The organism is Streptomyces pacificus (assembly GCF_011766325.1).
Taxonomy (GTDB): Bacteria; Actinomycetota; Actinomycetes; order Streptomycetales; family Streptomycetaceae; genus Streptomyces; species Streptomyces pacificus.
Window position 1 is genome coordinate 36,129 of sequence record NZ_BLLG01000006.1, and the last position, 25,019, is coordinate 61,147.

Annotated in this window: 18 protein-coding genes and 3 pseudogenes; 9 read left to right on the plus strand and 12 right to left on the minus strand. The window is 71.1% G+C overall.

Features of this window, described 5'->3' with window-relative positions:
* The first annotated feature begins 468 nt into the window (after positions 1-468).
* Positions 469-1,842, plus strand: a complete 1,374-nt coding sequence (gene gltX / locus SCWH03_RS12280) for a glutamate--tRNA ligase (protein ID WP_254076744.1) — start codon at positions 469-471, stop codon at positions 1,840-1,842.
* A gap of 8 nt (positions 1,843-1,850) precedes the next feature.
* Here the strand turns inward: gltX and SCWH03_RS12285 are convergent.
* A pseudogene (locus SCWH03_RS12285) lies at positions 1,851-2,126 on the minus strand (glycosyltransferase); the annotation flags it as partial.
* Positions 2,127-2,728: 602 nt separating this feature from the next.
* Here SCWH03_RS12285 and SCWH03_RS29755 point away from each other — a divergent pair.
* The 3 genes and pseudogenes from SCWH03_RS29755 to SCWH03_RS29865 all read left to right on the plus strand — a co-directional run.
* A pseudogene (locus SCWH03_RS29755) lies at positions 2,729-3,997 on the plus strand (NsdA family TPR-like regulatory protein); the annotation flags it as partial.
* A 183-nt stretch (positions 3,998-4,180) separates the two neighbouring features.
* Entirely contained in the window at positions 4,181-5,134 is a 954-nt protein-coding gene (locus SCWH03_RS12295; protein ID WP_173264229.1) for an FAD-dependent oxidoreductase, read from the plus strand.
* 517 nt (positions 5,135-5,651) lie between these two features.
* Positions 5,652-6,869 (plus strand): annotated as a pseudogene (locus SCWH03_RS29865) (glycosyltransferase family 39 protein).
* A gap of 318 nt (positions 6,870-7,187) precedes the next feature.
* On the opposite strand, the gene SCWH03_RS12305 reads toward SCWH03_RS29865, so the two are convergent.
* Both SCWH03_RS12305 and clpB read right to left on the minus strand, forming a co-directional pair.
* The gene (locus SCWH03_RS12305; RefSeq protein ID WP_173264230.1) at positions 7,188-7,736 is read right to left on the minus strand and encodes a type III secretion system chaperone family protein; all 549 of its coding nucleotides are present in this window, start codon (positions 7,734-7,736) and stop codon (positions 7,188-7,190) included.
* 79 nt (positions 7,737-7,815) lie between these two features.
* Entirely contained in the window at positions 7,816-10,407 is a 2,592-nt protein-coding gene (gene clpB / locus SCWH03_RS12310; RefSeq protein ID WP_173264231.1) for an ATP-dependent chaperone ClpB, read from the minus strand.
* 151 nt (positions 10,408-10,558) lie between these two features.
* On the opposite strand from clpB, the gene SCWH03_RS12315 reads away from it, so the two are divergent.
* On the plus strand, positions 10,559-10,972 hold the full coding sequence (locus tag SCWH03_RS12315) for a pyridoxamine 5'-phosphate oxidase family protein (RefSeq protein WP_173264232.1): 414 nt from the start codon (positions 10,559-10,561) through the stop codon (positions 10,970-10,972).
* A 353-nt stretch (positions 10,973-11,325) separates the two neighbouring features.
* Here SCWH03_RS12315 and SCWH03_RS12320 read toward each other — a convergent pair whose 3' ends face one another.
* Positions 11,326-11,646: a Rieske (2Fe-2S) protein gene (locus SCWH03_RS12320; RefSeq protein WP_173264233.1), complete on the minus strand. Its 321-nt coding sequence runs from the start codon at positions 11,644-11,646 to the stop codon at positions 11,326-11,328.
* Positions 11,643-11,900 (minus strand): hypothetical protein, encoded by a 258-nt coding sequence (locus SCWH03_RS12325; protein ID WP_173264234.1) that lies wholly within the window; start codon positions 11,898-11,900, stop codon positions 11,643-11,645. Before SCWH03_RS12325 ends, SCWH03_RS12320 begins: the two co-directional genes overlap by 4 nt.
* Before the next feature lie 128 nt (positions 11,901-12,028).
* Here SCWH03_RS12325 and SCWH03_RS12330 point away from each other — a divergent pair, with 128 nt between their 5' ends.
* Positions 12,029-13,015: a helix-turn-helix domain-containing protein gene (locus SCWH03_RS12330; RefSeq protein WP_371872661.1), complete on the plus strand. Its 987-nt coding sequence runs from the start codon at positions 12,029-12,031 to the stop codon at positions 13,013-13,015.
* A gap of 473 nt (positions 13,016-13,488) precedes the next feature.
* On the opposite strand, the gene SCWH03_RS12335 is transcribed toward SCWH03_RS12330, so the two are convergent.
* Genes SCWH03_RS12335 through dnaK form a run of 4 tightly spaced genes read right to left on the minus strand, consistent with a single transcriptional unit; the run spans position 13,489 to position 17,706 of the window.
* Positions 13,489-13,950 carry a heat shock protein transcriptional repressor HspR gene (locus tag SCWH03_RS12335; RefSeq protein WP_173264235.1) on the minus strand — a complete coding sequence of 154 codons (462 nt, stop codon included), beginning with the start codon at positions 13,948-13,950 and terminating at the stop codon, positions 13,489-13,491.
* 4 nt (positions 13,951-13,954) lie between these two features.
* Positions 13,955-15,148, minus strand: a complete 1,194-nt coding sequence (gene dnaJ, locus SCWH03_RS12340; protein ID WP_173264236.1) for a molecular chaperone DnaJ — start codon at positions 15,146-15,148, stop codon at positions 13,955-13,957.
* Positions 15,149-15,181: 33 nt separating this feature from the next.
* Positions 15,182-15,847 (minus strand): nucleotide exchange factor GrpE, encoded by a 666-nt coding sequence (gene grpE / locus SCWH03_RS12345; protein WP_173264237.1) that lies wholly within the window; start codon positions 15,845-15,847, stop codon positions 15,182-15,184.
* Positions 15,844-17,706 (minus strand): molecular chaperone DnaK, encoded by a 1,863-nt coding sequence (gene dnaK, locus SCWH03_RS12350; protein ID WP_173264238.1) that lies wholly within the window; start codon positions 17,704-17,706, stop codon positions 15,844-15,846. Before dnaK ends, grpE begins: the two co-directional genes overlap by 4 nt.
* Before the next feature lie 267 nt (positions 17,707-17,973).
* On the opposite strand from dnaK, the gene SCWH03_RS12360 reads away from it, so the two are divergent.
* The 3 genes from SCWH03_RS12360 (at position 17,974) to SCWH03_RS12370 (ending at position 22,324) form a co-directional block, all read left to right on the plus strand.
* Entirely contained in the window at positions 17,974-18,678 is a 705-nt protein-coding gene (locus SCWH03_RS12360) for a sugar transferase (RefSeq protein WP_254076709.1), read from the plus strand.
* Between the two features lie 82 nt (positions 18,679-18,760).
* On the plus strand, positions 18,761-21,082 hold the full coding sequence (locus SCWH03_RS12365; RefSeq protein ID WP_173264239.1) for a (Fe-S)-binding protein: 2,322 nt from the start codon (positions 18,761-18,763) through the stop codon (positions 21,080-21,082).
* A 282-nt stretch (positions 21,083-21,364) separates the two neighbouring features.
* Positions 21,365-22,324, plus strand: coding sequence for a Yip1 family protein (locus SCWH03_RS12370; protein ID WP_173264240.1), 960 nt, complete (start codon positions 21,365-21,367; stop codon positions 22,322-22,324).
* Positions 22,325-22,540: 216 nt separating this feature from the next.
* Here the strand turns inward: SCWH03_RS12370 and SCWH03_RS12375 are convergent, their stop codons facing one another.
* The 3 genes from SCWH03_RS12375 to SCWH03_RS12385 form a co-directional block, all read right to left on the minus strand.
* Positions 22,541-23,359, minus strand: coding sequence for an SAM-dependent methyltransferase (locus SCWH03_RS12375; protein ID WP_173264241.1), 819 nt, complete (start codon positions 23,357-23,359; stop codon positions 22,541-22,543).
* 318 nt (positions 23,360-23,677) lie between these two features.
* The gene (dcd, locus tag SCWH03_RS12380) at positions 23,678-24,253 is read right to left on the minus strand and encodes a dCTP deaminase (protein ID WP_173264242.1); all 576 of its coding nucleotides are present in this window, start codon (positions 24,251-24,253) and stop codon (positions 23,678-23,680) included.
* Positions 24,254-24,645: 392 nt separating this feature from the next.
* On the minus strand, positions 24,646-24,855 hold the full coding sequence (locus SCWH03_RS12385) for a hypothetical protein (RefSeq protein ID WP_254076710.1): 210 nt from the start codon (positions 24,853-24,855) through the stop codon (positions 24,646-24,648).
* Between the last annotated feature and the right edge of the window lie 164 nt (positions 24,856-25,019).

Here is a 25,019-nt window from a genome sequence, read left to right on the forward strand (position 1 = left end):
GCGGCAGGCCGGACTCGAACGTGCTAGCGAGTCCGTCTCTGCGTACGAACATCCCAGGAACAAGCCAGCAAGTCCACCGAGACGGGCGTGTACAGCTGACCGCGAACGGGGCCAGTGAGAATGCCCAGTCTAGGTGGCTGGAACCCTGCGGACCCTTGCTTACTGCCGCCTCACACGAAAGACGCAGAGGACCATCTCACATCCGACGCCGACGACCTCATGCCCGACCTCGGCGGCCCTCACCGCGAGCGGCAGCAGCAGGCATTCGCCGGGCCGCCCCTGCGATCCGCGGCAGCGTGGAGCGCGTAAGGGAGAGGAAGAAGATGACGGACGAATAGGAGGTGAGGACGGCCGAGAAACGTCGGTGGGGGTAGGCCGAGTGGTCCGGGGCGTAGGTCCAGCGTCGGCACCCTGGAGCGCATGTCTAATGCCCCGGTTCGCGTTCGTTTCGCCCCGTCCCCGACCGGCATGTTCCATGTCGGTGGCGCACGGTCCGCTCTCTGCAACTGGGCGGTGGCGCGACAGTCCGGCGGCAGGTTCGTGCTGCGGATCGAGGACACCGACGCGGCCCGGAACAAGCCGGAGTGGACCGAGGGCATCATCAGCGCGCTCGCGGCGATCGGCATCCATGGCGAGGATGCGGCTTTCGAGGGGCCGTACTTCCAGTCGCACAACGCCGACCGGCACCGGGAAGCAGCTCAGCAGCTCTTCGCGGCCGGCCGGGCGTACTACTGCGACTGCACCCGGGAGCAGCTGAAGGAGCGCACGGGGTCGGAGCACCTCGGGTACGACGGGTTCTGCCGGGACCGGGGGCTGGCCTTCGAGGAGGGGCGGGCGCTGCGGTTCCGGACGCCGGACGAGGGGGAGACCGTCGTGGTCGACCTGGTCCGCGGGGAGCCGGCGTTCCCGAACAGCGCGATCGAGGACTTCGTGATCGCCCGTGGTGACGGGTCCCCGGTCTTTCTGACCGCCAACGTCGTGGACGACCTGGACGAGGGAATCACGCAGGTCATCCGAGGCGAGGAGCACCTGTCGAACACGCCGAAGCAGCAGCTGCTGTGGGAGGCGCTCGGTGCCAAGGCGCCTGTGTGGGCGCATCTGCCGGTGATCGTGAACGAGAAGCGGCAGATGCTGTCGAAGCGCCGGGACAAGGTGGCGCTGGAGGACTACCTCGCCGAGGGGTTCCTGCCCGAGGCGATGGTGAACTACCTCATGCTGCTCGGCTGGGGCCCGGGCGACGACCGGGAGATCAGGCCGTACGAGGAGCTGGAGCAGCTCTTCCGGATCGAGGACGTCAACACCGCGCCGGCCTTCTTCGACGTGAAGAAGCTGACGGCGTTCAACGGCGAGTACATCCGCGCCCTGTCGCCGGAGCAGTTCGCCGCCGCCTGCGCGCCGTGGCTCGTCGCCCCGTACGCGCCGTGGCGGCCGGAGGCGTTCGACAAGGACGTCTTCGAGGCGGCGGCTTCCCTGGCCCAGACCCGGCTGGCGCTGCTTTCCGAGATCACCAGCTATGTGGACTTCCTGTTCCTCGACGAGCCGGTCGAGGACGAGGCGTCGTGGAACAAGGCGATGAAGGCGGGCGCCGGCGACATCCTGTCGGACGCCCGCGCCGAGCTGGCCGACGTCGCGGAGTGGAAGGCGGACGACCTGAAGGCCGTCCTGCTCGCCGTCGGGGAGAAGCACGGGCTGAAGCTGGGCAAGGCCCAGGCGCCCATCCGGGTCGCGGTCACCGGCCGGACGATCGGACTCCCGCTGTTCGAGTCCATGGAGCTGCTCGGCCGGGACCGCGTGCTGGCCCGTCTGGAAGCTGCCAGCAAGAAGCTGGTCGCGCAGGCTTAAGCCGCTGGTCAGGCGACCTGCGTCAGGAGGTTGCCCCAGGCGTCGCCGAAGTAGTTCAGGTCGAACCGGGCCAGGGCCTCGTACCCCGCCTTGGCCTCGGTGTGGCGTGCCGCCGCACGCTCCCGGACCTGTGCAGGGAGGCGACGGAGGTCCGGGGCCGGCTGGCGAGCCAGTGCGGCGAGGTCGCCCAGGCCGGCCCCTGGGCGGATGAGGCAGGGAAGGCCGAGGAGTAACGCCTCGGCGGCGCAGCGGCTCCAGCCCTCCCGCATCCGCGGGAGGAAGATTCGGCCTGCTCGTCGGGAGCGGTAGGAGAAGCGGGTGCCGGGCGGGAACAGCCGCCGTCGGTGACGGTGATCTCGATCTCCAGGCCGCCGTCGGCCAGACTCCTGCGGTCGACGCACAGAACCAACGGAGGACTGCCCGAGACGAAGGCGTTCGTCGCGAGCTCCGACCCGATCAGGCGGGCGTCAGCGAGTACGTCCGTCTCAGTGCCACGCAGCGCCAGCGTCACGGCGCCCCGGGCGACCTCGGCCGCTTCCGGTCCGTACGGCAGATCCGTGATCAGGGTGGTCGTGCCGCCGCCAGCGGCGAGCCCGCGTTCGGGGGCGGGGGTTGGTCGTCCGGCGTCACGGTCCAGCACATCGCCCGGTCGGCCTGGGGAGGTGCTCGTGTGCTGTCTCAAGGCCCACCTCTTTCTCCGTCGGCTCGGAAGACGGGCGCCTCCGCCGGGATCCAAGAACACAGGAGGGGGACGGTCAGGCAGGACCCGATCAGTGGGTCAACTCGGTCAACTTCCATGCGGCTGTGGTGAATCGTCCGTCCAGGGGCATCACCATGGGGCTCGCGAAGTGATGGGACGAACCACTGGAGCGAAGGGTGGTCGCACGTGGCACCGCAGACAGGCGAGCCCAACGCCGTACTGGCGGGGTGCCTCGACGAACTCGGGTGGAGCCCGAAGGCGCTCGCTCGCAAGCTCAACCGCGTCTTCGGCGCGGGGACGGTGGCCGAGTCGGCGCCGTACCACTGGCGGGACGCCGGCTCCCTGCCGCGCGCGCCATTGCCGATGATGGCCGCCTACGTGCTCTCCCAGGAGCTGGGTAGGAATGTCTCGGTGGCCGAACTGTGGCAGGGCCGTGTGGGCGACTCATCAGCGCTGGTCCCCGCGGATACGGATCTCGCGCGGCCTTGGACCGCGCAGGGCATGGAGGCGATCGTGGAGGACTGGGTGATGGGAGGGCTCGTCGACCGACGCCGGTTCCTCACGATCTCGGGCGCGGGACTCCTCGCGATCGTCGCCCAGTACCTCGACGGCAGCGCGGGACGCGGTCAGTACACGCCCCGAATGACGTCGTCGCTCGACACCGATCCGCTCGTGGACCAGGTCGAGCAGCATCTCCCCATGCTCCAGTTGCTCGATGACAAGCACGGAGGGGCACGTCATCTGCCCTACGTCGGAGCACGGTTCCGGGCTGTCGGACTGCTGATTCGCGAACGCGGCCACCCTCCGGCTGCCGCGAGCCGTCTGCTCCGCGCGCTCGCGGAGATCGGCCAGCTGGCCGGCTGGATGGCCTTCGACGCGGCCGACCACGGCCTGGCGCAGCGCTACTTCGTCACAGCGCTTCGTGCCGCCCGTCAGGTCAATGATCTTCCCCTGTGTGCCCACATCCTGGGCGACCTGTCCTTCCAGGCGGCGAGTCGCGGACACCCCGCGGACGCCATCGCCCTGGGTGAGGCCGCCCGCCGTGCGAGCCACGCCGCTCCGCTGGCGGTCCGGGCGTCCGTCCTGTCCCGGCTCGCCTACGCGTACGCCGGCGCCGGCCGTGACAACGACTTCGCTCACACTCGTGGTGCCGCTCGCGAACTGATCGCAAGCCGGGACGGCCGCCAAGAAGAGCCCCGCTGGATGTACTTCCTCACCGACAACCACCTGGACTGCCAGGCTGGTTACGGCCTCATCCAGATGGGTCGTGCGCAGCAGAAGGCGGAGAGCGGAAAGGAGAGCCGTCGCTTCCTCGCCAAGGGGATCGAGATGCTCAGATCCGGGGCGTACGACGTGCCGCGCGGCGACCCAAGCCAGCGCCGTGCGATGTTCGAAGGAGCCTGGCTGGCCCTGGGACACAGCGCGCACGGAGACCTGGAGGCAGCCTGCGAGATCGGCCAGATCGCCGCCGACCGCCTCGATGTCGTCCGCCTCGCAGCGCGGCGCTGCTCCACCAACTTGCCGCCGACCTCCGTCGCCGACAGCGCAACCTTCACGTGCGCGGCTTCCTGCCAGCCCTGGAGGACGCCCTCGCCCAACACGCCCCATCGACGCAACCCGGCCGTTAGGGTCAGGTTCATGACCGCAGGGGAGCGCGTTGTCGTTGTCGGGGCTGGGGTGGCTGGGCTCACCACGGCCGTCGTTCTCGCCGAGGCCGGGGCTTCGGTGCACGTGATCGCCGAGCAGGTGCCGGGGGTCACGTCGCTGGCGGCCGGGGCGATGTGGGGGCTTTACCTGGTCGAACCGAAGGACAAGGTCGACCAGTGGGGACAACGGTCCCTGGAGATCTTCCGGGAGCTGGCCCAGGACCCGGCGACGGGCGTCCGGCTCACCAGTGGCATCGAGGCGTCCCGCACGGCCGAAGCCGCGCCGGACTGGGCCACCACTTTGCCGGGTTTCCGGCAGTGCGAGCGGGCCGAACTACCGGCCGGATTCACGGCGGGCTACCGGTTCACCGTGCCACTGATCGACATGCCCACCCACCTCGACTACCTCCTGCGCCGACTCCGCGATGCCGGGGGCGTGGTCGAGCGGCGACAGTTGACCTCGCTCTCGGACGCCGGTCCAGCCTCAGCGATCGTCAACTGCGCGGGCCTTGGCGCACGCGACCTGGTTCCGGACCCTGACCTCCGGCCCATCCGCGGCCAGCACGTCGTCGTCACCAACCCCGGGCTGACCGAGTTCTTCTCCGAGGACACCGGCCTCTCCCCGGACCTCCTGTGCTTCTATCCTCACGGCGACAACGTCGTCCTGGGCGGCACAGCGATCGACGGCGAAGGCGATCTGGCCCCCGACGACAAGGCGGCGGCCGGCATCCTCGCCCGCTGTGCCGAGGTCGAGCCCCGCCTCGCCGAGGCCCGTGTTCTGGAGCACCGGATCGGTGCTCGACCGACCCGCGCCACGGTCCGTGTGGAGGAAGAGGTGCGGGAGGATGGCACCGTGGTCGTGCACAACTACGGGCACGGAGGCGCCGGCGTCACGCTGTCTTGGGGGTGCGCCGAGGAGGCTCGGACGTTGCTGGCCACCAAGTGATCCGGCCCCGGCGAGCAACATGGCACCGGTCTTGAGCACGGAGCACGACGTGCATAGCTACAGCAGCTCCTCTTCCAACTCGCCGTCCCCTGCGTCGCCGCCAGCCGGAAACTCATTCCCCCCCACACCTCCCAACGGACCCTATCCCGACGTCCGAGATCCATGCGGCGCCATGAGCGCAAAGCGGAGCCAGATCAACTCCTTACGCCTGGAGCCACTCCAGTTCCATGCAGTGGAGCCCAGAGAAGTGCTTACAGACAGTTCTCTCAACGTGGTCAGACACAGCCCGAGGTGGGCACCGAAGTCACGGCTCCGCACGGACGTCTTCACGGCCCGATCTCCCGGCCGGCAGGTGGGGCCACCCGAGACCGTTCCCGTCTGGGGCGAGACGGGACCGTCGCGGCAGGACATCGCGGCAGGACATCGCGGCGGGACCGAGGACGGAGGGCCGGCGGGGCGATGCACCCGGGCGGCTGCCCAGGGGTCGCGCCGCCCGTGCGGACCGCCGAAGGTCGGGATGACCGCACATGCGCGCGCACGGAGGTGCCCCCTGTTCGCCGAGACCTTCGACAAGGCAGCGTCCGCCGACGGCCGCGCGGCACCACGCGCGCGCTCGGGGCTCCACCGCGCGGTGCCCGCCCTCGGGCTGTCCGCGGCGGCCCGGCTGACCGGCATGGCCGTGGTGTCCCTGTGGGCCTGGTACATCGGCCGCTCGCCCCGGGCACTGCTCGCCACCTCGTGGGACTCCAGGTGGTACACCGGCATCGCCACGCAGGGCTACGGTCGCCCGGTGTACTGGCCGGACGGCGCCGTCCAGTCCGACCTCGCCTTCTTCCCGCTCTACCCGGGACTGATCCGCGCCGTCGTGTCCGCGCTGCCGGTCACCGGCGGCACCGCGGGGCTCGCGCTGTCAGGGCGGCCGCGGGAGCGGCGACCTGGGGCATCTACGCGGTCGTCGAGCGGCTCCACGGCCGCAGGCTCGCGACCCTCGTCGTCCTGCTGTGGGGACTGCTGCCGCACGCGGTCGTCCTGTCCATGGCCTACACCGAGCCGCTGCTGACGGCGTTCGCCGCCTGGGCGCTGTACGCGCTGGCCGCCGGCCGCTGGCTGTGGGCCGGAACGCTGGCCGGTCTCGCCGGTCTGACCAGGCCCAACGGGATCGCGGTCGCCGCGGCCGTCTGCGCGGTGGCGTGCTGCGAGCTGTGGAGACGGCGGGGTGCGAAGGGCGGCCGGGTGCCCGTCCTGGCCGCGGCTGCGCCGGCGCCCGCCGGCTGGCTGGGCTACGTGCTGTGGGTCGGGGTCCGCAAGGGCGATGCGCTGGGGGGCTACTTCGCCGTGCAGCGCGGCTGGACCTCGCGGTTCGACCTGGGTCTGGGGTCGCTGAAGGCGATCCGGGGCATGGTGACCGCCCCGACGTTCTTCGGGTTGCCGATGGCACTGCTGATCGCGGGCGCCGGGCTCCTGCTGTTCGCCCCCTTCCTGCTGGTTCCTGCTGGACCGGCCGCCGCTGGCGCTGGTGGTGTACACCGGGGTGCTGGTGCTCATCACGGTCGGCGGCTCGGGCTTCTTCGAGTCCAAGCCGCGTTTTCTGCTGCCGGCGTTCCCGCTGCTGCTGCCTCTGGCGGCCGCGCTGGCGAAGGCCCGCCCCAGGGCGGCGGTCACGGTGGTCGCCGCCCTGGCGGGGCTGTCGTGCTGCTACGGGACGTATCTGACCGTCGCCCCGATGGCGCTGTGAACCCCGGTGGGGGCAGTCCGGCGGGAGGCGGTCCGGCGGAAGGCGGTCCGCGCCGCGCGCATATCCGGACGCTCACGCGCATATCGCGCGCACCCGGAGCACCCCGGGCGACCCGGGTGCCGTGGCCGGGCTCAAGCGCGCCGGGTCCCCGGCCTGATCGCCCACCGGCCTCCGGGATGCCCCTGGCGCCGCAGGCGCCGCGGTGGACAGCAGGCACCCCGGCGGCCCAGACGCCCCAGGCACCCCCACGCAGCAAGCGCTCCCCAGCGCCACAGGCGCCCCGGGTGCCCCCGGGCGCCCTCAGGCGCCGTCCGCCGGCTACTCGCCGGCAGGCTTCCCGTCGGCGGACTCCCCGGCCGGGGCGAGGCCGAGCTGCTCCACCAGCCACTTGTCGAACTCGATGGCCGCGCGCACCCAGCTGACCGTCGAGGAGACGAAGTGCTCGAGGCTGACACCGGTACCGATCAGCATCTGGGCCTCGCCGATGAGGCGGACGGTCGTGGGCTGCCCGTCCTCCTCATGAGTGTGCGTGTACACCTTCGGCCACAGCGTGCGGCGGTTCCAGTCGTCGACGGCGTCGAGGACCCGGGCCTTTTCGTCCAGCGCGTGGGGACGGTCGTAGAACGTCCGCACCGAGAAGACCTGCTGCTCGTTCTCGCCGCGGAACATGAAGTACGTGCGGAACTCCTCCCACGGCGCCGCGAGGTCACCCTCGTCGTCGACGACGTACTTCAGCTCCATCTGGTCGAGGAGCTGCTTGACCAGGTCCTGGTCGGGGACGACCGGGCCCGCCGGTCCTGACGCAGCCTGGGCCTGGGGCTGGGGCTGTCCCCCGAAGTTCGGAATCGAGGACGGGTCGATGCTCACCGGGTGTTTTCCCTTCGTACGGATGCGGCCATCCTCTCCCATCCCGGGCGGGGGCTGGCAACCCCCACCCGGGCGTGGCTCACCGCACCGGTTCCACGGTCAGGCCGTGGTCGGCCCGGTCGACGCGGACCGTGTCGCCGTCCTTCACCCCACCTGCGAGGATCTCCTTGGCGAGGCGGTCGCCGATCGCCGTCTGGACCAGCCGGCGGAGCGGCCGGGCCCCGTAGGCGGGGTCGTTGCCCTCGTCGGCCAGCCACTGAAGGGCCTGGGGGGTGACGTCCAGAGTGAGCCGGCGATCGGCGAGCCGCTCGGCGAGCCGGGCGATCTGGAGTTCGGCGATGCGCTCCAGCTGCTCCTTGTCCAGGGCCGAGAAGACGACGAGATCGTCCAGCCGGTTGAGGAACTCCGGCTTGAACGAGGCCCGTACGGCCTCCAGGACCTGCTGCTTCTTCTCCTCGGCACTGGTCAGCGGCTCCACCAGGTACTGGCTGCCGAGATTGGAGGTCAGGATCAGGAGGGTGTTGCGGAAGTCCACCGTCCGGCCCTGCCCGTCGGTCAGCCGCCCGTCGTCCAGGACCTGCAGCAGGACGTCGAAGACCTCGGGGTGGGCCTTTTCCACCTCGTCCAGCAGCACCACGCTGTACGGGCGGCGGCGGACCGCCTCGGTGAGCTGGCCGCCCTCCTCGTAGCCGACGTAGCCGGGCGGTGCCCCGACCAGCCGCGCCACGCTGTGCTTCTCGCCGTACTCGGACATGTCGATTCGGACCATGGCCCGCTCGTCGTCGAAGAGGAAGTCCGCCAGGGCCTTCGCGAGTTCGGTCTTGCCGACGCCGGTCGGGCCGAGGAAGAGGAACGAGCCCGTGGGCCGGTCGGGATCGGCGACGCCGGCGCGCGAGCGGCGCACGGCGTCGGACACGGCCGCCACGGCCTCGCTCTGGCCGATCAGCCGCCTGCCGAGTTCCTCCTCCATCCGCAGGAGCTTCCGCGTCTCCCCCTCCAGCAGCCGCCCGGCCGGGATGCCGGTCCAGGAGGCGACGACATCCGCGATGTCGTCCGGACCGACCTCCTCCTTGACCATCGTGTCCTTGGCGGCCTCCTGCCGGGCCTCGGCCTCGCTCGCGGCCTCCAGCTCGCGCTCCAGCGCCGGGATCTCCCCGTACAGCAGCTTCGACGCGGTGTCGAAGTCGCCGTCGCGCTGGGCCCGCTCGGCCTGGCCGCGGAGTTCGTCGAGCTTCTCCTTGAGCTCGCCCACCCGGTTCAGGGACTGCTTCTCCTTCTCCCAGCGCGCGGTGAGCCCGCGCAGCTCCTCCTCCCGGTCCGCGAGGTCGCGGCGGAGCTTCTCCAGCCGCTGGACGCTCGCCTCGTCGGTCTCCTTGGACAGCGCGAGCTCCTCCATGCGCAGCCGGTCGACGGCGCGCTGCAGTTCGTCGATCTCGACCGGGGAGGAGTCGATCTCCATCCGCAGCCGGGAGGCCGACTCGTCGACGAGGTCGATGGCCTTGTCGGGGAGGAAGCGGGAGGTGATGTAGCGGTCGGAGAGCGTCGCCGCGGCCACCAGGGCGCTGTCCGCGATCTGCACCTTGTGGTGGGCCTCGTAGCGGCCCTTGAGGCCGCGGAGGATGGCGATGGTGTCCTCCACGGTGGGCTCGGCGACCAGCACCTGCTGGAAGCGGCGCTCCAGCGCCGGGTCCTTCTCGATCCGCTCGCGGTACTCGTCGAGGGTGGTCGCACCGACCATGCGCAGCTCACCGCGGGCGAGCATCGGCTTCAGCATGTTGCCCGCGTCCATGGCGGAGTCGCCGCCGGCGCCGGCGCCCACGACGGTGTGCAGCTCGTCGATGAAGGTGATGATCCGGCCCTCGCTCTCCTTGATCTCGGAGAGGACGGTCTTGAGGCGCTCCTCGAACTCGCCGCGGTACTTGGCCCCGGCGACCATGGCGCCGAGGTCCAGGGCGACCAGCCGCTTGTCGCGGAGGGACTCCGGGACGTCGCCCTTCACGATGCGCTGGGCGAGGCCCTCCACGACGGCGGTCTTGCCGACGCCGGGCTCGCCGATCAGCACGGGGTTGTTCTTGGTACGGCGGGAGAGCACCTGGATGACGCGGCGGATCTCCTGGTCGCGGCCGATGACCGGGTCGAGCCGGCCCTCCCTGGCCGAGTCCGTGAGGTCGGTGCCGAACTTCTCCAGGGCCTTGTACCGGCCCTCGGGGTCGGGCGTGGTCACGCGGCGGCCCCCGCGTGCCTTCTCGAACGCCTCCCGCAGCTTCTTCGGAGTGGCGCCCTGCCCGGACAGCACCTCGCCGGCCCGGCCGCCCTTGGCGGCGACGCCGATGAGGAGGTGCTCGGTGGAGAGGTACTCGTCCCCCAGCTCCCGGGCGAGCCGCCCGGCGTCGGCGATGACGGCGAGCAGCTCCCGGTTGGGCTGCGGCGGCGCCACCGTCGAGCCCGTCACGCTGGGCAGGTCGGCGAGGACCCGCTCCGCACCGGACCGCACGGCGGCCTGGTCCGCATCGGCGGCCGCCAGCAGGTCGGTGATGTTCTCGTTGTCCTGGCCGGCGAGCAGCGCCAGCAGCAGATGCGCGGGGGTCAGGTCGGCGTGCCCCTCGGACACCGCCCGGGTGCTCGCCGCGCTCAGCGCGTCCCGGCTCCTGTTGGTCAGCTCAGCATCCACGTGCGGCTTCTCCTCCTCGCCTCGGCTCTCCCCATGACTATGCCTCTCCCAAGGTACACAAAGTTGAGCCGGTTCCGCTCAAGTATGGGCGCCCGGAACTGCGTCCTCCCCGGATTCGTCGGGATGTAGTCCCCCGGGTAGGTTCCGGGGCATGGCCATCGACCCCAGGCACCCGCACGAGTCCTTCCTCGGCTTCTGGCGCGAGTACCACCTGTGCACGCTCACCACGCCCCGGCCCGACGGCACACCGCACGTCGTGGCGGTGGGCGCCACATACGACCCGGAGGGCGGCGGGAGGGGCATCGCCCGCGTGATCACCAACAAGCGCAGCCGCAAGGTCGCCCATGTGCTGGCCGCCGGCCCCGAAGGGGCCCCGGTCGCGGTCTGCCAGGTGGACAAAGGGCGCTGGGCGACGCTCGAGGGCCGCGCCACGGTCCGCACGGACCCGGAGACCGTCGCCGACGCGGTGGCCCGCTACGCGGAGCGCTACGGCCGCACGCCGTCGCCGAACCCGGACCGCGTGGTCATCGAGATCGCGCTGACCCGGGCGATGGGCCGGGTGTGACGGGCCGGCGTCCGCGCGCGTCCGCGAGGCGCGGACCGTCGTGGACGGGACCGGCGGCGGGAGCCCGCGCGCGCGAGCGTGTCCGCCCGGAGGGGGAGGGCATGTCGGCCTCGGTCCCGGGAGCCCGCGCGCGTGCGCGTGTCCGGGTGTGACGGGCCGGCGCCCGGCCGGCGCCCGCGCACGGCACCACGGCGCTGCCACGACCGCTCGCGCAGCGCCTCGTGACGGCACGCGTGTCCAGCGGCGCCATCGCCTTTCGGGCGCAGCACAGCGGCGCCATCGTGTTTCAGGTCCACGATGGCGCCGCTGTGTGGGGGAAGCACCTGAGCGATCTTGAACGACGGGGGAACCGCTCAGGCGCTGCGGGGGGTGGCGGTGGTGGTCTCGGGCTGGACCAGTTGGTGGTCGCGCTGGTCGAGATTGACGAAAATCATGCCGTACCGGACCGCACAGCGGACGGGGCGCGGGGCCCCGCGGGGCCGGCGAAGACACCGGTAGGCGCGGACGTCCTCGTCGTCCTCGCGGGCGACGACGATCGGCTCCCCGAAGAGAGTGACCATCAGCGAGTCGCCACGGTGGGGAATTGCCGTGACGAGGTCGATGAAGTGCCACCCGGATCGATAGGCGGTCGCCATCTCCCGCCGGAAGACGCGATCGTCCGGGGGCATGCTCATACGTCCGCGTCCGCCGGCGCGCTGTCCCATGTGGGTTCACCCGGAGCCACGTCCGCGGGCGCGCTGTCCCACGTCGGTTCACCCGGAGCCACGTCCATCGTCGCGCTCTCCCACGTGGGTTCACCCAAAGCCGCGGCCACCGTGGCGGTCACCGTCGTGGGCTTCCACTCCCACGTCGGCTCACCGCTCACCGCGAGACCGCCGAGAGCAGCCGCAACGGCTATAGCGCACAGTGCACGAACCATCCTGGTCATGGCCGATCTCCACCTCTTGTGATCACTACCTCCTCCCCCGCGGTTACGACGATGGCCCACTGCGAACGCCTTCACCAGCGTGGCCAGGCATCATGTTCCTGTAATTCAGGACCCTGAGGGGGGTGCACATGCAGATGAAACAGGGCGATGAGGGAGATAAGCACACTCACGACGAGCTGTGCGAGGCCGGGAAAAAGCTGTATGCGTCCGCTCTGCGCAGTGGCCGCATAGCGCGGTCCGAGGTCGCCAACGCCCCATGCCTCATGGACATGGGCATGCTCCGCCCGGATCCCGACGACCCCGAGTGGCTCCGCCCGGTCCCGCCGTCCGTCGCCCTGCACCAGCTGATGCAGCCCCTGGAGCGGGAGATCCAGGACCGGAGGCGGCTGACCGTCTCACTGGCGGAATCGTTTGAGCCGTTCATGGCGCTGAACTCGCACGATCCGTCCACGACCGACGCCATCACCGTCCTCGAAGGACTGAGCCTCATCAACGCGACGCTGGACCGCGTCATCGCCGAGTGCCAGGAGGAGCTGCTGACGGTGCAGCCCGGCAGCGGCCGCCGGCCCGCGACCCTCCAGGAGGGGTTACGACGCGTCTCGATGCTGGTGGACCGGGGAGTCTCGATGCGCACGCTGTACCAGCACACCGCACGCCACCACCCGGCCACCATCGCCTACGTGGAGCGGGTGGCCCCCTACGGCTCGCAGGTCCGCACCCTCGAGGAGATCATCGACCGGCTCATCGTGGTCGACCGGAAGGTGGCCTTCATCCCGGCGCGGACCGACCGCAGGGTCGCCCTGGAGCTGCGCCATGAGGGCCTGGTGCGGTATCTGGTCGGGGTCTTCGAGCAGTTCTGGCTCCACGGCGTCCCCTGGGACGACCAGATCGTCTCCTACGCCCCCGAACTGGACGGCGTCAGCGGCGTCCAGCGCTCCATCGCCAAATTGCTCGTCGAGGGCCATGTGGACGAGGCGATAGCCCGCCGCCTCGGGATGAACGTCCGCACCTGCCGGGCCCACATCGCCAAGCTGGCCTCCGCCCTCGGCAGCGGCTCGCGCGCCCAGCTCGGCTACCTCATCTCCCGGTCCGGGATCCTGGAGCACGATCACTGACCGAGAGCACCGGCCCCGCCCCGGCCGTCCCGCGCACCGCGTCCGCCTTCCACGGCAAGCCGGTGGGCCACCAGGCCCCGCGGGTCCGTCGCGGACCCGCCCTGCCGGACACCGGCGGAAACCGGCGCACGCCGTCCCGACGCCGACGAACGCCCACGGACCCCGACCGACGTGCACCGACTTCGACACACACCGGTGGACGAGTACGGATCCGGGCTGAACCCCGACGGGCGCGTACGGACCCCGACGCACAACCGCCGGCCCCTCACGCTCACGGACGCCGGCGACGCGGCCGACCGCCGAAGGGCCGCCGAAGGGCCGCTGAAGGGCCGCCTCACCAGCACCGGCGCAGAGGTCGGGAAGCGTACGCACCACGGCCCGTACCCCCGGGGTCCGGCCCCGAGCCCCGGCCTCCCCGCCCGGTCACCGGCCACCGGACCCGCAGGCCGGTGACCCGCGGGCCGACCGGAGGCTCAGCCGTCCCGCTTCGGCCGCCACACCACCAGCGCGCCCGTCTGCCGCACGTCCTGGTAGGGCACCAGGTCGCGCCGGTACGACGCGTGCACCTGGGCCTCGCGCTGCTGCATCGCCAGCGCCGCGCCCTCGACCGCCGCGGACAGCTCGGCGACCTTGGCCTGCAGTGCCGCCACCTGGTTCTCCAGCTCGATGATGCGCTTGATACCGGCCAGGTTGATGCCCTCGTCCTGGGACAGGGACTGGACCTGGCGGAGCAGCTCGATGTCCCGGGCCGAGTAACGCCGGCCGCGCCCCGCCGTGCGGTCCGGGGAGACCAGGCCGAGTCGGTCGTACTGCCGAAGGGTCTGCGGATGCAGTCCGGAGAGCTGGGCCGCCACCGAGATGACGTACACCGGGGTCTCCTCGGTCAGTTCGTAGGCCCGGCCACCGAATCCGGGCTGTCGACGTCGGCCGTCCATCGCGTCATGCTCCCTTCGCAGCCTGGAACAGTTCTGCCCGCGGGTCATGGCCCTCAGTCGCCTTGCGGTAGGCCTCCAGCGCCGCACGGGCCTCGTCGCCGAGTACCGAGGGCACCGCGACCTCCACGGTGACCAGCAGATCGCCCCGGGTGCCGTCCTTGCGGACAGCGCCCTTGCCGCGGGCCCGCATCGTACGCCCGTTCGGCGTGCCGGCGGGCAGCTTCAGGGTGACCGGAGGCCCGCCGAGCGTCGGGACCCTCACTTCGCCGCCGAGCGCGGCCTCCGCGAAGGAGACCGGCACGGTGACGGTGAGGTTGTCGCCCTTGCGACCGAAGACCGGGTGCTCACCGACGTGGACCACCACGTACAGATCGCCTGCCGGTCCGCCGCGCTCGCCCGGTGCGCCCTTGCCGCGCAGTCTGATCCGCTGGCCGTCGCTCACCCCGGCGGGGATGCGGACCTGCATGGTCCGGGACGACTTGGCGCGGCCGCTGCCGTGGCAGACCCCGCAGGGGTTCTCGGCGATCAGCCCGCGGCCCTTGCAGTCCACGCAGGGATCGGTCAGCGAGAAGGACCCGCTGCCGCCGCGTGAGACCTGACCGGTCCCGACGCAGGTCGGGCACACCCGGGGCGTGCCGTTCTTGTCGCCGGTGCCCGAACAGGCCTTGCAGGGCTGCTGGCTGGACATCCGCAGCGGGACCGTGGCCCCGTCCACCGCCTCGGTGAAGCTGAGGGTCACCTCCGACTCGACGTCCTGGCCGCGGCGCGGCTGGGTGCGGGCACCGGTGCCCGCACCGCGGTTGAACAGACCGCCGAAGACGTCCCCGAGTCCACCGCCGAAGCCGCCGGCACCGCCGGCACCACCGGCGCCGCCGCCCGGGGCCTGGGCGCCCCCGAAGAGGTCGCCCAGGTCGAAGTTGAACGTTCCTCCGGCGCCGGGACCGGCCCGGAAGCCGCCGTTGGCGAAGAGCGCCCGCGCCTCGTCGTACTCCTTGCGCCGCTTGGGGTCGCCGAGTACGTCGTTGGCCTCGGAGATCTCCTTGAAGCGCTCCTCGGCCTTCGTGTCGCCCTTGTTGGCGTCCGGGTGGTTCTCGCGCGCGAGCTTCCGGTACGCCTTCTTGATCTCCGCGTCGGTGGCGTCCTTGGGGACGCCGAGGATCTTGTAGTAGTCCTTCTCGACGAAGTCCTTCGTGCTCATCGACGTCCCTCCTCCCGGTACCCGCCGTCCGCGTCAGCCCTCGTCCGGGCCACCGCTCTCCTCGTCCGCCGCCTGCTCCGCCGCCTGCTCCTTGGGCTGGGCCCCCGGCTGCGGCTCGGCCACCGCGACCCGCGCGGGCCGGATGGTCCGCTCCCCGATCCGGTAGCCCGGCTGCAGGATCGCCACGCAGGTCGTCTCGGTGACGTCCGGCGCATAGCTGTGCATCAGGGCCTCGTGGACCGTCGGGTCGAAGGGCTCGCCCTCCTTGCCGAACTGCTGGAGCCCCATCTTGGCGGCGACGGTCTCCAGCGACTCCGCCACCGACTTGAAGCCGCCGACCAGTTCGCCGTGCTCACGGGCCCGGCCGATGTCGTCGAGCACGGGCAGGAGCTCGGTCAGGAGCTGCGCGACCGCGACCTCCTTGACGGTGATCCGGTCCCGCTCCACCCGGCGGCGGTAGTTCTGGTACTCGGCCTGCAGCCGCTGCAGGTCCACCGTGCGCTCGCCCAGCGCGGTCCGGACCTGGTCCAGCTGGGCCGTCAGGCCCGCGTCGGTGGCCGCACGGGCCGTCTGTGCTGCGTCCCCGGCCTGGGCCGCCCCCTCCTCCGCGGAGGGGGCGGCGGCCTGCGCCGCGTCATCGGGAGTGGCGCCGGAGGGGACGTCGGGCTTCTCCTCGAAACCCGGGGTCTCCTCCGTCATCGGGAAGCGCCGCCCTTCTGGTCCTTCTCGTCGTCGACGATCTCGGCGTCGACGACGTCGTCGTCGGCCTTCGCCTGGGAGGCCCCGGCGTCCTCGCCGCCCGCGCCGCCCGCGGCCTGCTGGCCCTGGGCGTCGGCGTACATGGCCTGGCCGAGCTTCTGGGAGACGGCCGCGACCTTCTCGGTGGCGGTGCGGATCTCGGCGGTGTCCTCGCCCTTCAGCTTCTCCTTGAGCTCGGTCACCGCCGTCTCGACCTCGGTCCTGACGTCACCGGGGACCTTCTCCTCGTTGTCCTTGAGGAACTTCTCGGTCTGGTAGACGAGCTGCTCGGCCTGGTTGCGGGTCTCGGCGGACTCGCGGCGGCGGTGGTCCTCCTCCGCGTACTGCTCCGCCTCCTGGCGCATCCGGTCGACCTCGTCCTTCGGCAGCGAGGAGCCGCCGGTGACGGTCATCTTCTGCTCCTTGCCCGTGCCGAGGTCCTTGGCGGTCACGTGCATGATGCCGTTGGCGTCGATGTCGAAGGAGACCTCGATCTGCGGGACGCCGCGCGGGGCGGGCGGCAGACCGGTCAGCTCGAACATGCCCAGCTTCTTGTTGTACGCCGCGATCTCGCGCTCGCCCTGGTAGACCTGGATCTGCACGGACGGCTGGTTGTCCTCGGCCGTCGTGAAGATCTCGGAGCGCTTCGTCGGGATCGTGGTGTTGCGCTCGATGAGCTTGGTCATGATGCCGCCCTTGGTCTCGATACCGAGGGACAGCGGGGTCACGTCGAGCAGCAGGACGTCCTTGACCTCGCCCTTGAGGACACCGGCCTGGAGGGTGGCACCGATCGCCACGACCTCGTCGGGGTTCACGCCCTTGTTGGCCTCCTTGCCGCCGGTCAGCTCCTTGACCAGCTCGGCGACGGCCGGCATGCGGGTCGAGCCGCCGACGAGGACCACGTGGTCGATCTCGGAGAGCTGGATGCCCGCGTCCTTGATCACGTTGTGGAACGGGGTCTTGCAGCGCTCCAGCAGATCCGAGGTCAGCTGCTGGAACTGGGCGCGCGTGAGCTTCTCGTCCAGGTGCAGCGGGCCCTCGGCGGACGCCGTGATGTAGGGCAGGTTGATCGTCGTCTCGGTGGAGGACGACAGCTCGATCTTCGCCTTCTCCGCGGCCTCGCGGAGACGCTGGAGAGCCATCTTGTCCTTGGACAGGTCGACGCCGTGGCCGCCCGCGAACTGCTTCACCAGGTAGTCGACGACGCGCTGGTCCCAGTCGTCGCCACCGAGGTGGTTGTCGCCGTTGGTGGCCTTGACCTCGACGACGCCGTCACCGATCTCCAGCAGCGACACGTCGAAGGTGCCGCCGCCGAGGTCGAAGACGAGGATCGTCTGGTCGTCCTTGTCGAGGCCGTACGCCAGCGCGGCGGCGGTCGGCTCGTTGACGATGCGCAGGACGTTCAGACCCGCGATCTCACCGGCCTCCTTGGTGGCCTGGCGCTCGGAGTCGTTGAAGTAGGCGGGGACGGTGATGACGGCGTCCGTGACCTTCTCGCCCAGGTAGGACTCCGCGTCCCGCTTCAGCTTCTGCAGGATGAACGCGGAGATCTGCTGCGGGTTGAACTTCTTCCCGTCCAGCTCGATCGACCAGTCGGTGCCCATGTGGCGCTTCACCGAGCGGATCGTCCGGTCCACGTTCGTCACTGCCTGGCGCTTCGCGACCTCGCCGACGAGCACCTCGCCGTTCTTGGCGAAGGCGACGACGGACGGCGTGGTCCTGGCGCCCTCGGCGTTGGTGATGACGGTGGGCTCACCGCCCTCCAGAACGCTGACGACGGAGTTAGTCGTGCCCAGGTCGATGCCGACCGCACGTGCCATTTCGATTCCTCCAGAGGACTTGAGCGGAACTGGCTCAAGGATGCCCCACTCCACACCAGGGCGTCAACAGAGCTGAGTCGCCTCGACTCAACTATGGTGCGTCTGCCCTCGCGCTGCCCGCCCGGCGCGGCCTGTAGGCACCCCCGCATCCACCGTGCCATCGTTCCCCAAAGTACGCGAAAGGTTCAGGTACGCGTCCGACTGGACAGAAACCAGCAGGTATCGACCGATAGATGACAGAACGGTCAGGTGAGTGCCTTGCGCCCCGTGCAGTCGACCGGACCGGAGGGAACAGCAGGACCGGCGGAACCACCACGGACGGGATCGGCCGGGCCCGACGGGCCGGCGGGACCGGCAGGACCGGCGGGACCGGCGGGACCGGCGGGCCCGCCGCCGGCGGCGGCGTCCCCCAGAGCGCCCGGGCCCCCGGTCACGGGACCGCCGGGGATCACGGACCCCAAGCGCCTCCTCGACCTGGCCCTCGGCACGCTGCTGCTGGCCCTCGCCGCGCCGCTGCTGACCGTCGCGGCCTGCGCCCTCGCCCTGCGGCGCCCTCCCGGTCCGATCGTCGTACGGGAGCTGCGGACGGGGCTCCACGGGTACCCCTTCACCGTCCGCTCACTGCACACCCGCCGCTGGCGACTGGACCTGCTCTCCAGGCTCCCCCATGTCATCTCGGGGGAGATGTCGCTGGTCGGCCCGGCGGCCCTGGCCCCGGACAACCCCCGCGCCGCCGCCCCCTGGCGGGCAGCCGTCCGGCCCGGCCTCACCGGCCCGGCCCAGCTGCGCAGGCGCTCCACCCTCCCCTGGGACGAGCCGGAGCTGCTCGACCAGCACTATGTGGAGCACCATTGGATCGGGCTGGACCTGGCCGTCCTCGCGCGCACGCTGCTGGCCCTGCGCCCGCCCCGCACTCAGGTTGACCTGAGCGACGCAGATCACCGCCCACCTGGCTACAGTGCGACGGAATAACTGGGTACGCTCAGCACGGACTGCATAAGTTACCGCTTAGTAAGTGCCGATTCCCGCCCGCGTCGGCCCGAGGAGCCCCCGCATGCAACTCGCCGCGATCATCGTGTCGCTGGTCCTGACCGTGGTCGGCGTTGCGCTCATCGCCCGAGCCGTCGCGCAGATCTACCGGTTCGTCACGCTCGGCCAGCCCGTGCCCGAAGGCAGCCGCACCGACAACCCCAAGGCCCGCACGGCCACCCTGGTCAAGGAATTCCTCGGCCACACCCGGATGAACCGCTGGGGGATCGTCGGCTTCGCCCACTGGTTCGTCGCGATCGGCTTCCTGACGCTGCCGCCGACACTCGCGCAGGCCTACGGCCAGCTGTTCGCGGCCGACTGGACGCTGCCGGTCCTGGGCGGCTTCCTGCCGTTCGAGATGTACATCGAGTTCATCGGCCTGATGACCGTCGCCGGCATCCTCGTGCTGATGGCGATCCGGCTGCTCAACCTGCCCTCCCGCGCGGGCCGCAAGTCCCGCTTCGCCGGTTCCAAGGCCTGGCAGGCCTACTTCGTCGAGTACGTCATCCTGACCATCGGCCTGGCGATCCTCGTCCTGCGCGGCCTGGAGGGCGCGATCCACCACGTGGACCACTACGAGGCCGCCTACTTCGTCTCGTACCCGCTGGTGCTGGCCTTCGACGGACTGAGCGTCCCGACGCTGCAGACGCTGATCTACCTCTTCGCCATGATCAAGATCGGCACGTCGCTGATCTGGATGATCACGGTGTCGCTGAACACCAACATGGGCGTGGCCTGGCACCGCTTCCTGGGCTTCCCCAACATCTGGTTCAAGCGCGAGGCCACCGGCGGCACCGCACTGGGCGCCCTGCAGCCGATGACCTCGGGCGGCAGGCCGATCGACTTCGAGGACCCGGGCGAGGACGACGTCTTCGGCGTCTCCCAGGTCGAGCAGTTCTCCTGGAAGGGCATCCTCGACTTCTCCACCTGCACCGAGTGCGGCCGCTGCCAGTCGCAGTGCCCCGCCTGGAACACCGGCAAGCCGCTCTCCCCGAAGCTGCTGATCATGTCGCTGCGCGACCACGCGCACGCCAAGGCCCCGTACCTGCTGGCCGGCGGCGGCAAGACCATGGAGGGCGAGGAGAAGGCCTCCGAGGAGCAGCTGAAGGACGTCCCGGCGGCAGCCCTGGCCGAGGCCGAGCGCCCGCTGATCGGCACCGCCGAGGAGAACGGCGTCATCGACCCGGACGTGCTGTGGTCCTGCACCACCTGCGGTGCGTGCGTCGAGCAGTGCCCCGTCGACATCGAGCATGTCGACCACATCGTCGACATGCGCCGCTACCAGGTGATGATCGAGTCGTCGTTCCCGTCCGAGGCGGGCACGATGCTCAAGAACCTGGAGAAGAAGGGCAACCCCTGGGGTCTGGCCAAGAAGCAGCGCGTCGAGTGGACCAAGGAGGTCGACTTCGAGGTCCCGATCGTCGGCAAGGACGTCGAGGACCTCACCGAGGTCGACTACCTCTACTGGGTGGGCTGCGCCGGCGCCCTGGAGGACCGGGCCAAGAAGACCACCAAGGCCTTCGCGGAGCTGCTGCACATCGCGGGCGTCAAGTTCGCGATCATGGGCGGGGACGAGAAGTGCACCGGCGACTCCGCCCGCCGCCTCGGCAACGAGCCCCTGTTCCAGCAGCTCGGCCAGGAGAACGTGGCCATGCTGAACATGGCCTTCGGCGAGTCCCCAGAGGAGGACGGGCAGTCCGGGCAGTCCGGGCAGGAGGATGCGTCCTCGAGGAAGCCGAAGGCCGCGAAGAGGATCGTCGCCACCTGCCCGCACTGCTTCAACACCATCGCCAACGAGTACCCGCAGCTCGGCGGCGAGTTCGAGGTCATCCACCACACCCAGCTCCTCCAGCACCTCGTCGACGAGGGCAGGCTGGTCCCGGTGACCCCGGTCGAGGGCCTGATCACCTACCACGACCCCTGCTACCTGGGCCGCCACAACAAGGTCTACACACCCCCGCGCGAGATCATGGACAAGGTGCCCGGCCTGCGCCAGCAGGAGATGCACCGCCACAAGGAACGCGGCTTCTGCTGCGGCGCCGGCGGCGCCCGCATGTGGATGGAGGAGCGGATCGGCAAGCGCATCAACACCGAGCGCGTCGACGAGGCCCTGTCCCTCAACCCGGACATCGTCTCCACCGCCTGCCCGTTCTGCCTCGTCATGCTCTCCGACTCGGTCAACGGCAAGAAGGGCGAGGGCAAGGCCAAGGAGTCCCTCCAGGTCGTCGACGTGGCCCAGCTGCTGCTGGACTCGGTGAAGACGCCGGGGGAACCGGACGACGGCGGTGACGCGGACGACTCGGCTCCGGCGGACTCGCCGGACCCGGAACCGCAGCCGGTGAAGTAGCCGTCCGCACGGGCGCGAGCGGCAGGCGGCCGGATCTGCCTCGGGGGCAGGGCCGGCCGCCTCTGCCGTTCCCGGCGGAGAGCGTCGGCGGCCGATCCGGATCGGCCGCCGACGCTCTCCGCGTTCCCGCAAGGGGCCGCCGGCCCCCAGACCCGAACAGCCCGGAGCGGACCTGCGGAAGGCTCCGGGCACCTACTACGGGATGTCACAGCTCGGCAGCAAAGGTCCCCGGTTACCCGGCCCCGGACACCGGACACAGCAGGACCGGGTACGTTCGAATGCGTGGCTGGATTCAGGATCGGACGCGGCCGGGACAACGACCGCACACGGCAACAACAACCGCAGCAGGCGCCCCCTCCACCGTACGGACAGCCGTACGACCCCGGAGGAGGCCAGGCGCCGCCCTCGTACGCGCCCCAAGCGCAGGCGCAGTGGCCCCGCAACACCGGTGGGGAGCGCGGCGCAGGGCAGGGCGGACCGGGCCACGGGAACGGGCGCCAGGCGCAGCACGGCGAGCCCGAGTACTTCGGCGACCCGTACCACCAGCACCAGCACCAGCAGCCCGGCGGTCACCGGGGCGGGGGGCACGGGCCCGACCCGTACGCCGACAACCCCGGGCACACCCAGGCCTTCAGCATCGGCGAGGACCCCTACGGCGAGGGCTCGACGTACCACGCCGGCGCCGCACCCGTCCCGTCCGGCCCGCGACTGCACTGGAAGGAACTGCTCAGCGGCATCGTGCTGCGCCCAGGCCCGACCTTCCTGCGGATGCGCGACTACCCGGTCTGGGGCCCCGCGCTGAGCGTCACGTTCCTCTACGGACTGCTCGCGATCTTCGGATTCGACCAGACGCGCGAGGAGGCGATCAGCTCACCGTTCTCGACCGTCCTCACGTCCGTCGTCATCACCGGCATCGGCTTCGTCCTCGGCGGTCTGGTCCTCGGCGCGGTCACCCACACCCTGGCCCGGCAGCTCGGCGGCGACGGCGCATGGCAGCCCACGGTGGGCCTGTCCATGCTGATCATGTCCCTCACGGACGCGCCGAGACTGCTCGTCGCCCTCTTCCTGGGCGGTGAGAACTCCCTGGTGCAGATGGTGGGCTGGGTGACCTGGCTCGGGGCGGCGGCGCTGTTCACGATCATGGTGGGCAAGTCGCACGAGCTGCCGTGGCCGAAGGCCCTGGGTGCCTCGGCGCTGCAGCTGATCGCACTGCTCGCGATCATCAAGCTCGGCACCATCTGACCGGCCCCGCGGTCGCGGGGCACCGGACCGCAGGGCGAAGGGCTCGGGACGGGCGACCGCAGGACGGGCAAGAGGCCCCTGCCGGGAGCGGACGCCGTCGGGGGACACCGCGGCCGCCGACGGCGGGGGCCGTCGGTCCCGGCGGACCACCGGGACCACGCGGGCGGTCCGGGGCCCGGGGGCCTGGGCGGTCACCCGGCCACCGGGCCGTGGCGGTCAGGCCTTGCGGCCCACCCCGCCGTAGGCGTCGACATCCGCCGGTTCGCCCTGTGCGCCGTCAGCGTCCGGACGCCACCGGGTGACCTGCACGATGCCGGGCTCGACCAGGTCCAGGCCCTCGAAGAAGCCGGCGATCTCCTCGACGGCGCGCACGTAGTAGGGGATGGCGCCGCTGGCGTTGTACGCCTCCGACGCGGCGATCATCCCCTGGCTCGTGGCCGTGCTGTCGCTGATGACCAGGAAGCTCCCGGACGGCAGGCCGTCCATCAGCCGTGAGACGAGCGCCCGGGCCCGGCCGTAGTCCGAGACATGGCCGAGGGTGTTGAGGATCACCAGGGCGACGGGCTCGGAGAAGTCCAGGCATTCGGCCGCCGCCTCCAGGACGGCGTCCGGATCGTACATGTCGGCGTCGATGTAGGCCGTCGCGCCCTCAGGAGTGCTCGTGAGCAGGGCACGGGCGTGTGTGAGGACCAGCGGGTCGTTGTCGACGTACACGATCCGCGCGTCAGGGGCCACCCGCTGCGCCACCTCGTGGGTGTTGTCGGCCGTCGGCAGACCGGTGCCGATGTCGAGGAACTGCCGGACGCCCTGCTCCCCCGCGAGATGGCGCACCGCGCGCCCGAGGAAGTGGCGGCTGGTGCGCGCCACATCGACGAGACCGGGGAAGATGTCCCTGATCTGCTCCCCGACCTCGCGGTCGATCTCGTAGTGGTCCTTGCCGCCGACGAAGTAGTTCCAGAAGCGTGCGGAGTGCGGCTTGCTCGTGTCGATCCGCGCCCGGATCTCGGCACTGGCCGCTTGTGCGTCATCGGACACGAGGGTGCCCTCTCTGCGTGGGGATCGGCTGACTGGCCACCAGAGTAGACGACGGCACGGCGGCGCGACCTCTTGGCCGGAAACCAACTCGTCTGCCTTGCCGGGGACTTCACCGACGACCGCAGACATGCCCCACGACCGGGCGGCTCGCGGGGCACGGTCCCGCATACCGCCGTACACGGTACGCCACCCCTCACACACGGAGCGCGTCCGCCGCGCACGCCCCGCCCGCACCATCGGGCGCACACGGTGAGCCATCCGCCGCGTACGGCCGGGCGCGGTGTGCGGCGAGCACATTGCCCCGGGCGGGGCCCCGCCTCACACCTGCGTGCGGTGGAAGTTCGTGAACGACCGCGAGGCCGTCGGGCCCCGCTGCCCCTGGTACCGGGATCCGTACTTCTCGGAACCGTACGAGTGCTCCGCGGGCGAACTCAGCCGGAACATGCACAGCTGCCCGATCTTCATGCCCGGCCACAGCTTGATGGGCAGGGTGGCGAGGTTGGACAGTTCCAACGTGACGTGCCCGGAGAACCCGGGGTCGATGAAGCCGGCCGTGGAGTGCGTGACCAGGCCGAGCCGGCCCAGGGAGCTCTTGCCCTCCAGCCGGGAGGCGATGTCGTCGGGCAGCGTGATGACCTCGTGCGTCGACGCCAGCACGAACTCGCCGGGGTGCAGGATGAACGCCTCGTCGCCCTCCGGCTCGACCAGCCGTGTCAGGTCGGCCTGCTCGACGGCGGGGTCGATGTGGGGATAGCGGTGGTTCTCGAACACCCGGAAGTAGCGGTCGAGGCGCACGTCGATACTCGAGGGCTGCACCATCGAGTCGTCGAACGGGTCGATACGCACCCGCCCCGCGTCGATCTCGGCCCGGATGTCCTTGTCTGAGAGAAGCACGCCCCGAGGATACGCAGAGCGCACGGGCCCGCCCCAATCGGGCGGCCCCGGACGCCCCCTCGCCACCCTCGCCACCCGCGTCGCCGTGCCGCGATCGCCGCCCCGCTGTCCTGCCGGGCCCGTCCGTACGGGCCATCGCCGCCGGCCCGCGCGGACGCCTCGGCCTCCCGCGGCCACCACCCCGGCCCGACGGGCCGAGCCGCAGGCCCGCGGGACGGCCGGGCGTCCCGCGGGCCCCGGCGCAACCGCGCTCCGCGCCGGTGGTGCCCGGCGCCGCCCGGCAGGGGCCGCGCCGGGCACGCCACACCCGTACGGAATCGGGCTTCCTCGAGGCCGAGCCGCGAGGTTTCGGCACCTGCGCCGGGCACCTGCGCAGAGCCGGCGCTCTCCGGTCAGCTCCTCTGCAGCGCCACGGGGACGGCCTGACGCAACCGCGCGCACCGGGGACAGCGGATGAGCCGCCCGGGGCCGATCCGTCGGGCACCGAGCTGCTGCATCGGGAACGACGAGGTGGTGAAAACGTGCCCCTCGGCACAGCGGACGACGGTGCGGGCGAGCGAACCGCCCTGATCCATCGAGTCCTTGGAGTCCATCGGCTGCATCAAGTCCCTTCCCCAACAAGCATGGACGAGACCGCCACATTAGGGGATCAACGGGACAGCGCTCCACGCGGCACTCCGCCCGCAACGGTACGCCCCGCCCCCTCCGTGCCGCAGCCACTCCGGACACCCCGCGGATGCTCCGGAACCCACCGCTCCGGGGCCCG

Bases quoted from the DNA above. Each gene is read 5' to 3' on its own strand.
- gltX (WP_254076744.1), top strand. From the start codon at position 469: ATGTTCCATGTCGGTGGCGCACGGTCCGCTCTCTGCAACTGGGCGGTG.
- dnaK (WP_173264238.1), bottom strand. From the start codon at position 17,706: ATGGCACGTGCGGTCGGCATCGACCTGGGCACGACTAACTCCGTCGTC.
- SCWH03_RS12385 (WP_254076710.1), bottom strand. From the start codon at position 24,855: ATGCAGCCGATGGACTCCAAGGACTCGATGGATCAGGGCGGTTCGCTC.
- SCWH03_RS12315 (WP_173264232.1), top strand. From the start codon at position 10,559: ATGGCCATCGACCCCAGGCACCCGCACGAGTCCTTCCTCGGCTTCTGG.
- SCWH03_RS12325 (WP_173264234.1), bottom strand. From the start codon at position 11,900: ATGACCAGGATGGTTCGTGCACTGTGCGCTATAGCCGTTGCGGCTGCT.
- SCWH03_RS12330 (WP_371872661.1), top strand. From the start codon at position 12,029: ATGCAGATGAAACAGGGCGATGAGGGAGATAAGCACACTCACGACGAG.
- SCWH03_RS12295 (WP_173264229.1), top strand. From the start codon at position 4,181: ATGACCGCAGGGGAGCGCGTTGTCGTTGTCGGGGCTGGGGTGGCTGGG.
- dnaJ (WP_173264236.1), bottom strand. From the start codon at position 15,148: ATGAGCACGAAGGACTTCGTCGAGAAGGACTACTACAAGATCCTCGGC.
- SCWH03_RS12335 (WP_173264235.1), bottom strand. From the start codon at position 13,950: ATGGACGGCCGACGTCGACAGCCCGGATTCGGTGGCCGGGCCTACGAA.
- grpE (WP_173264237.1), bottom strand. From the start codon at position 15,847: ATGACGGAGGAGACCCCGGGTTTCGAGGAGAAGCCCGACGTCCCCTCC.
- SCWH03_RS12365 (WP_173264239.1), top strand. From the start codon at position 18,761: ATGCAACTCGCCGCGATCATCGTGTCGCTGGTCCTGACCGTGGTCGGC.
- SCWH03_RS12320 (WP_173264233.1), bottom strand. From the start codon at position 11,646: ATGAGCATGCCCCCGGACGATCGCGTCTTCCGGCGGGAGATGGCGACC.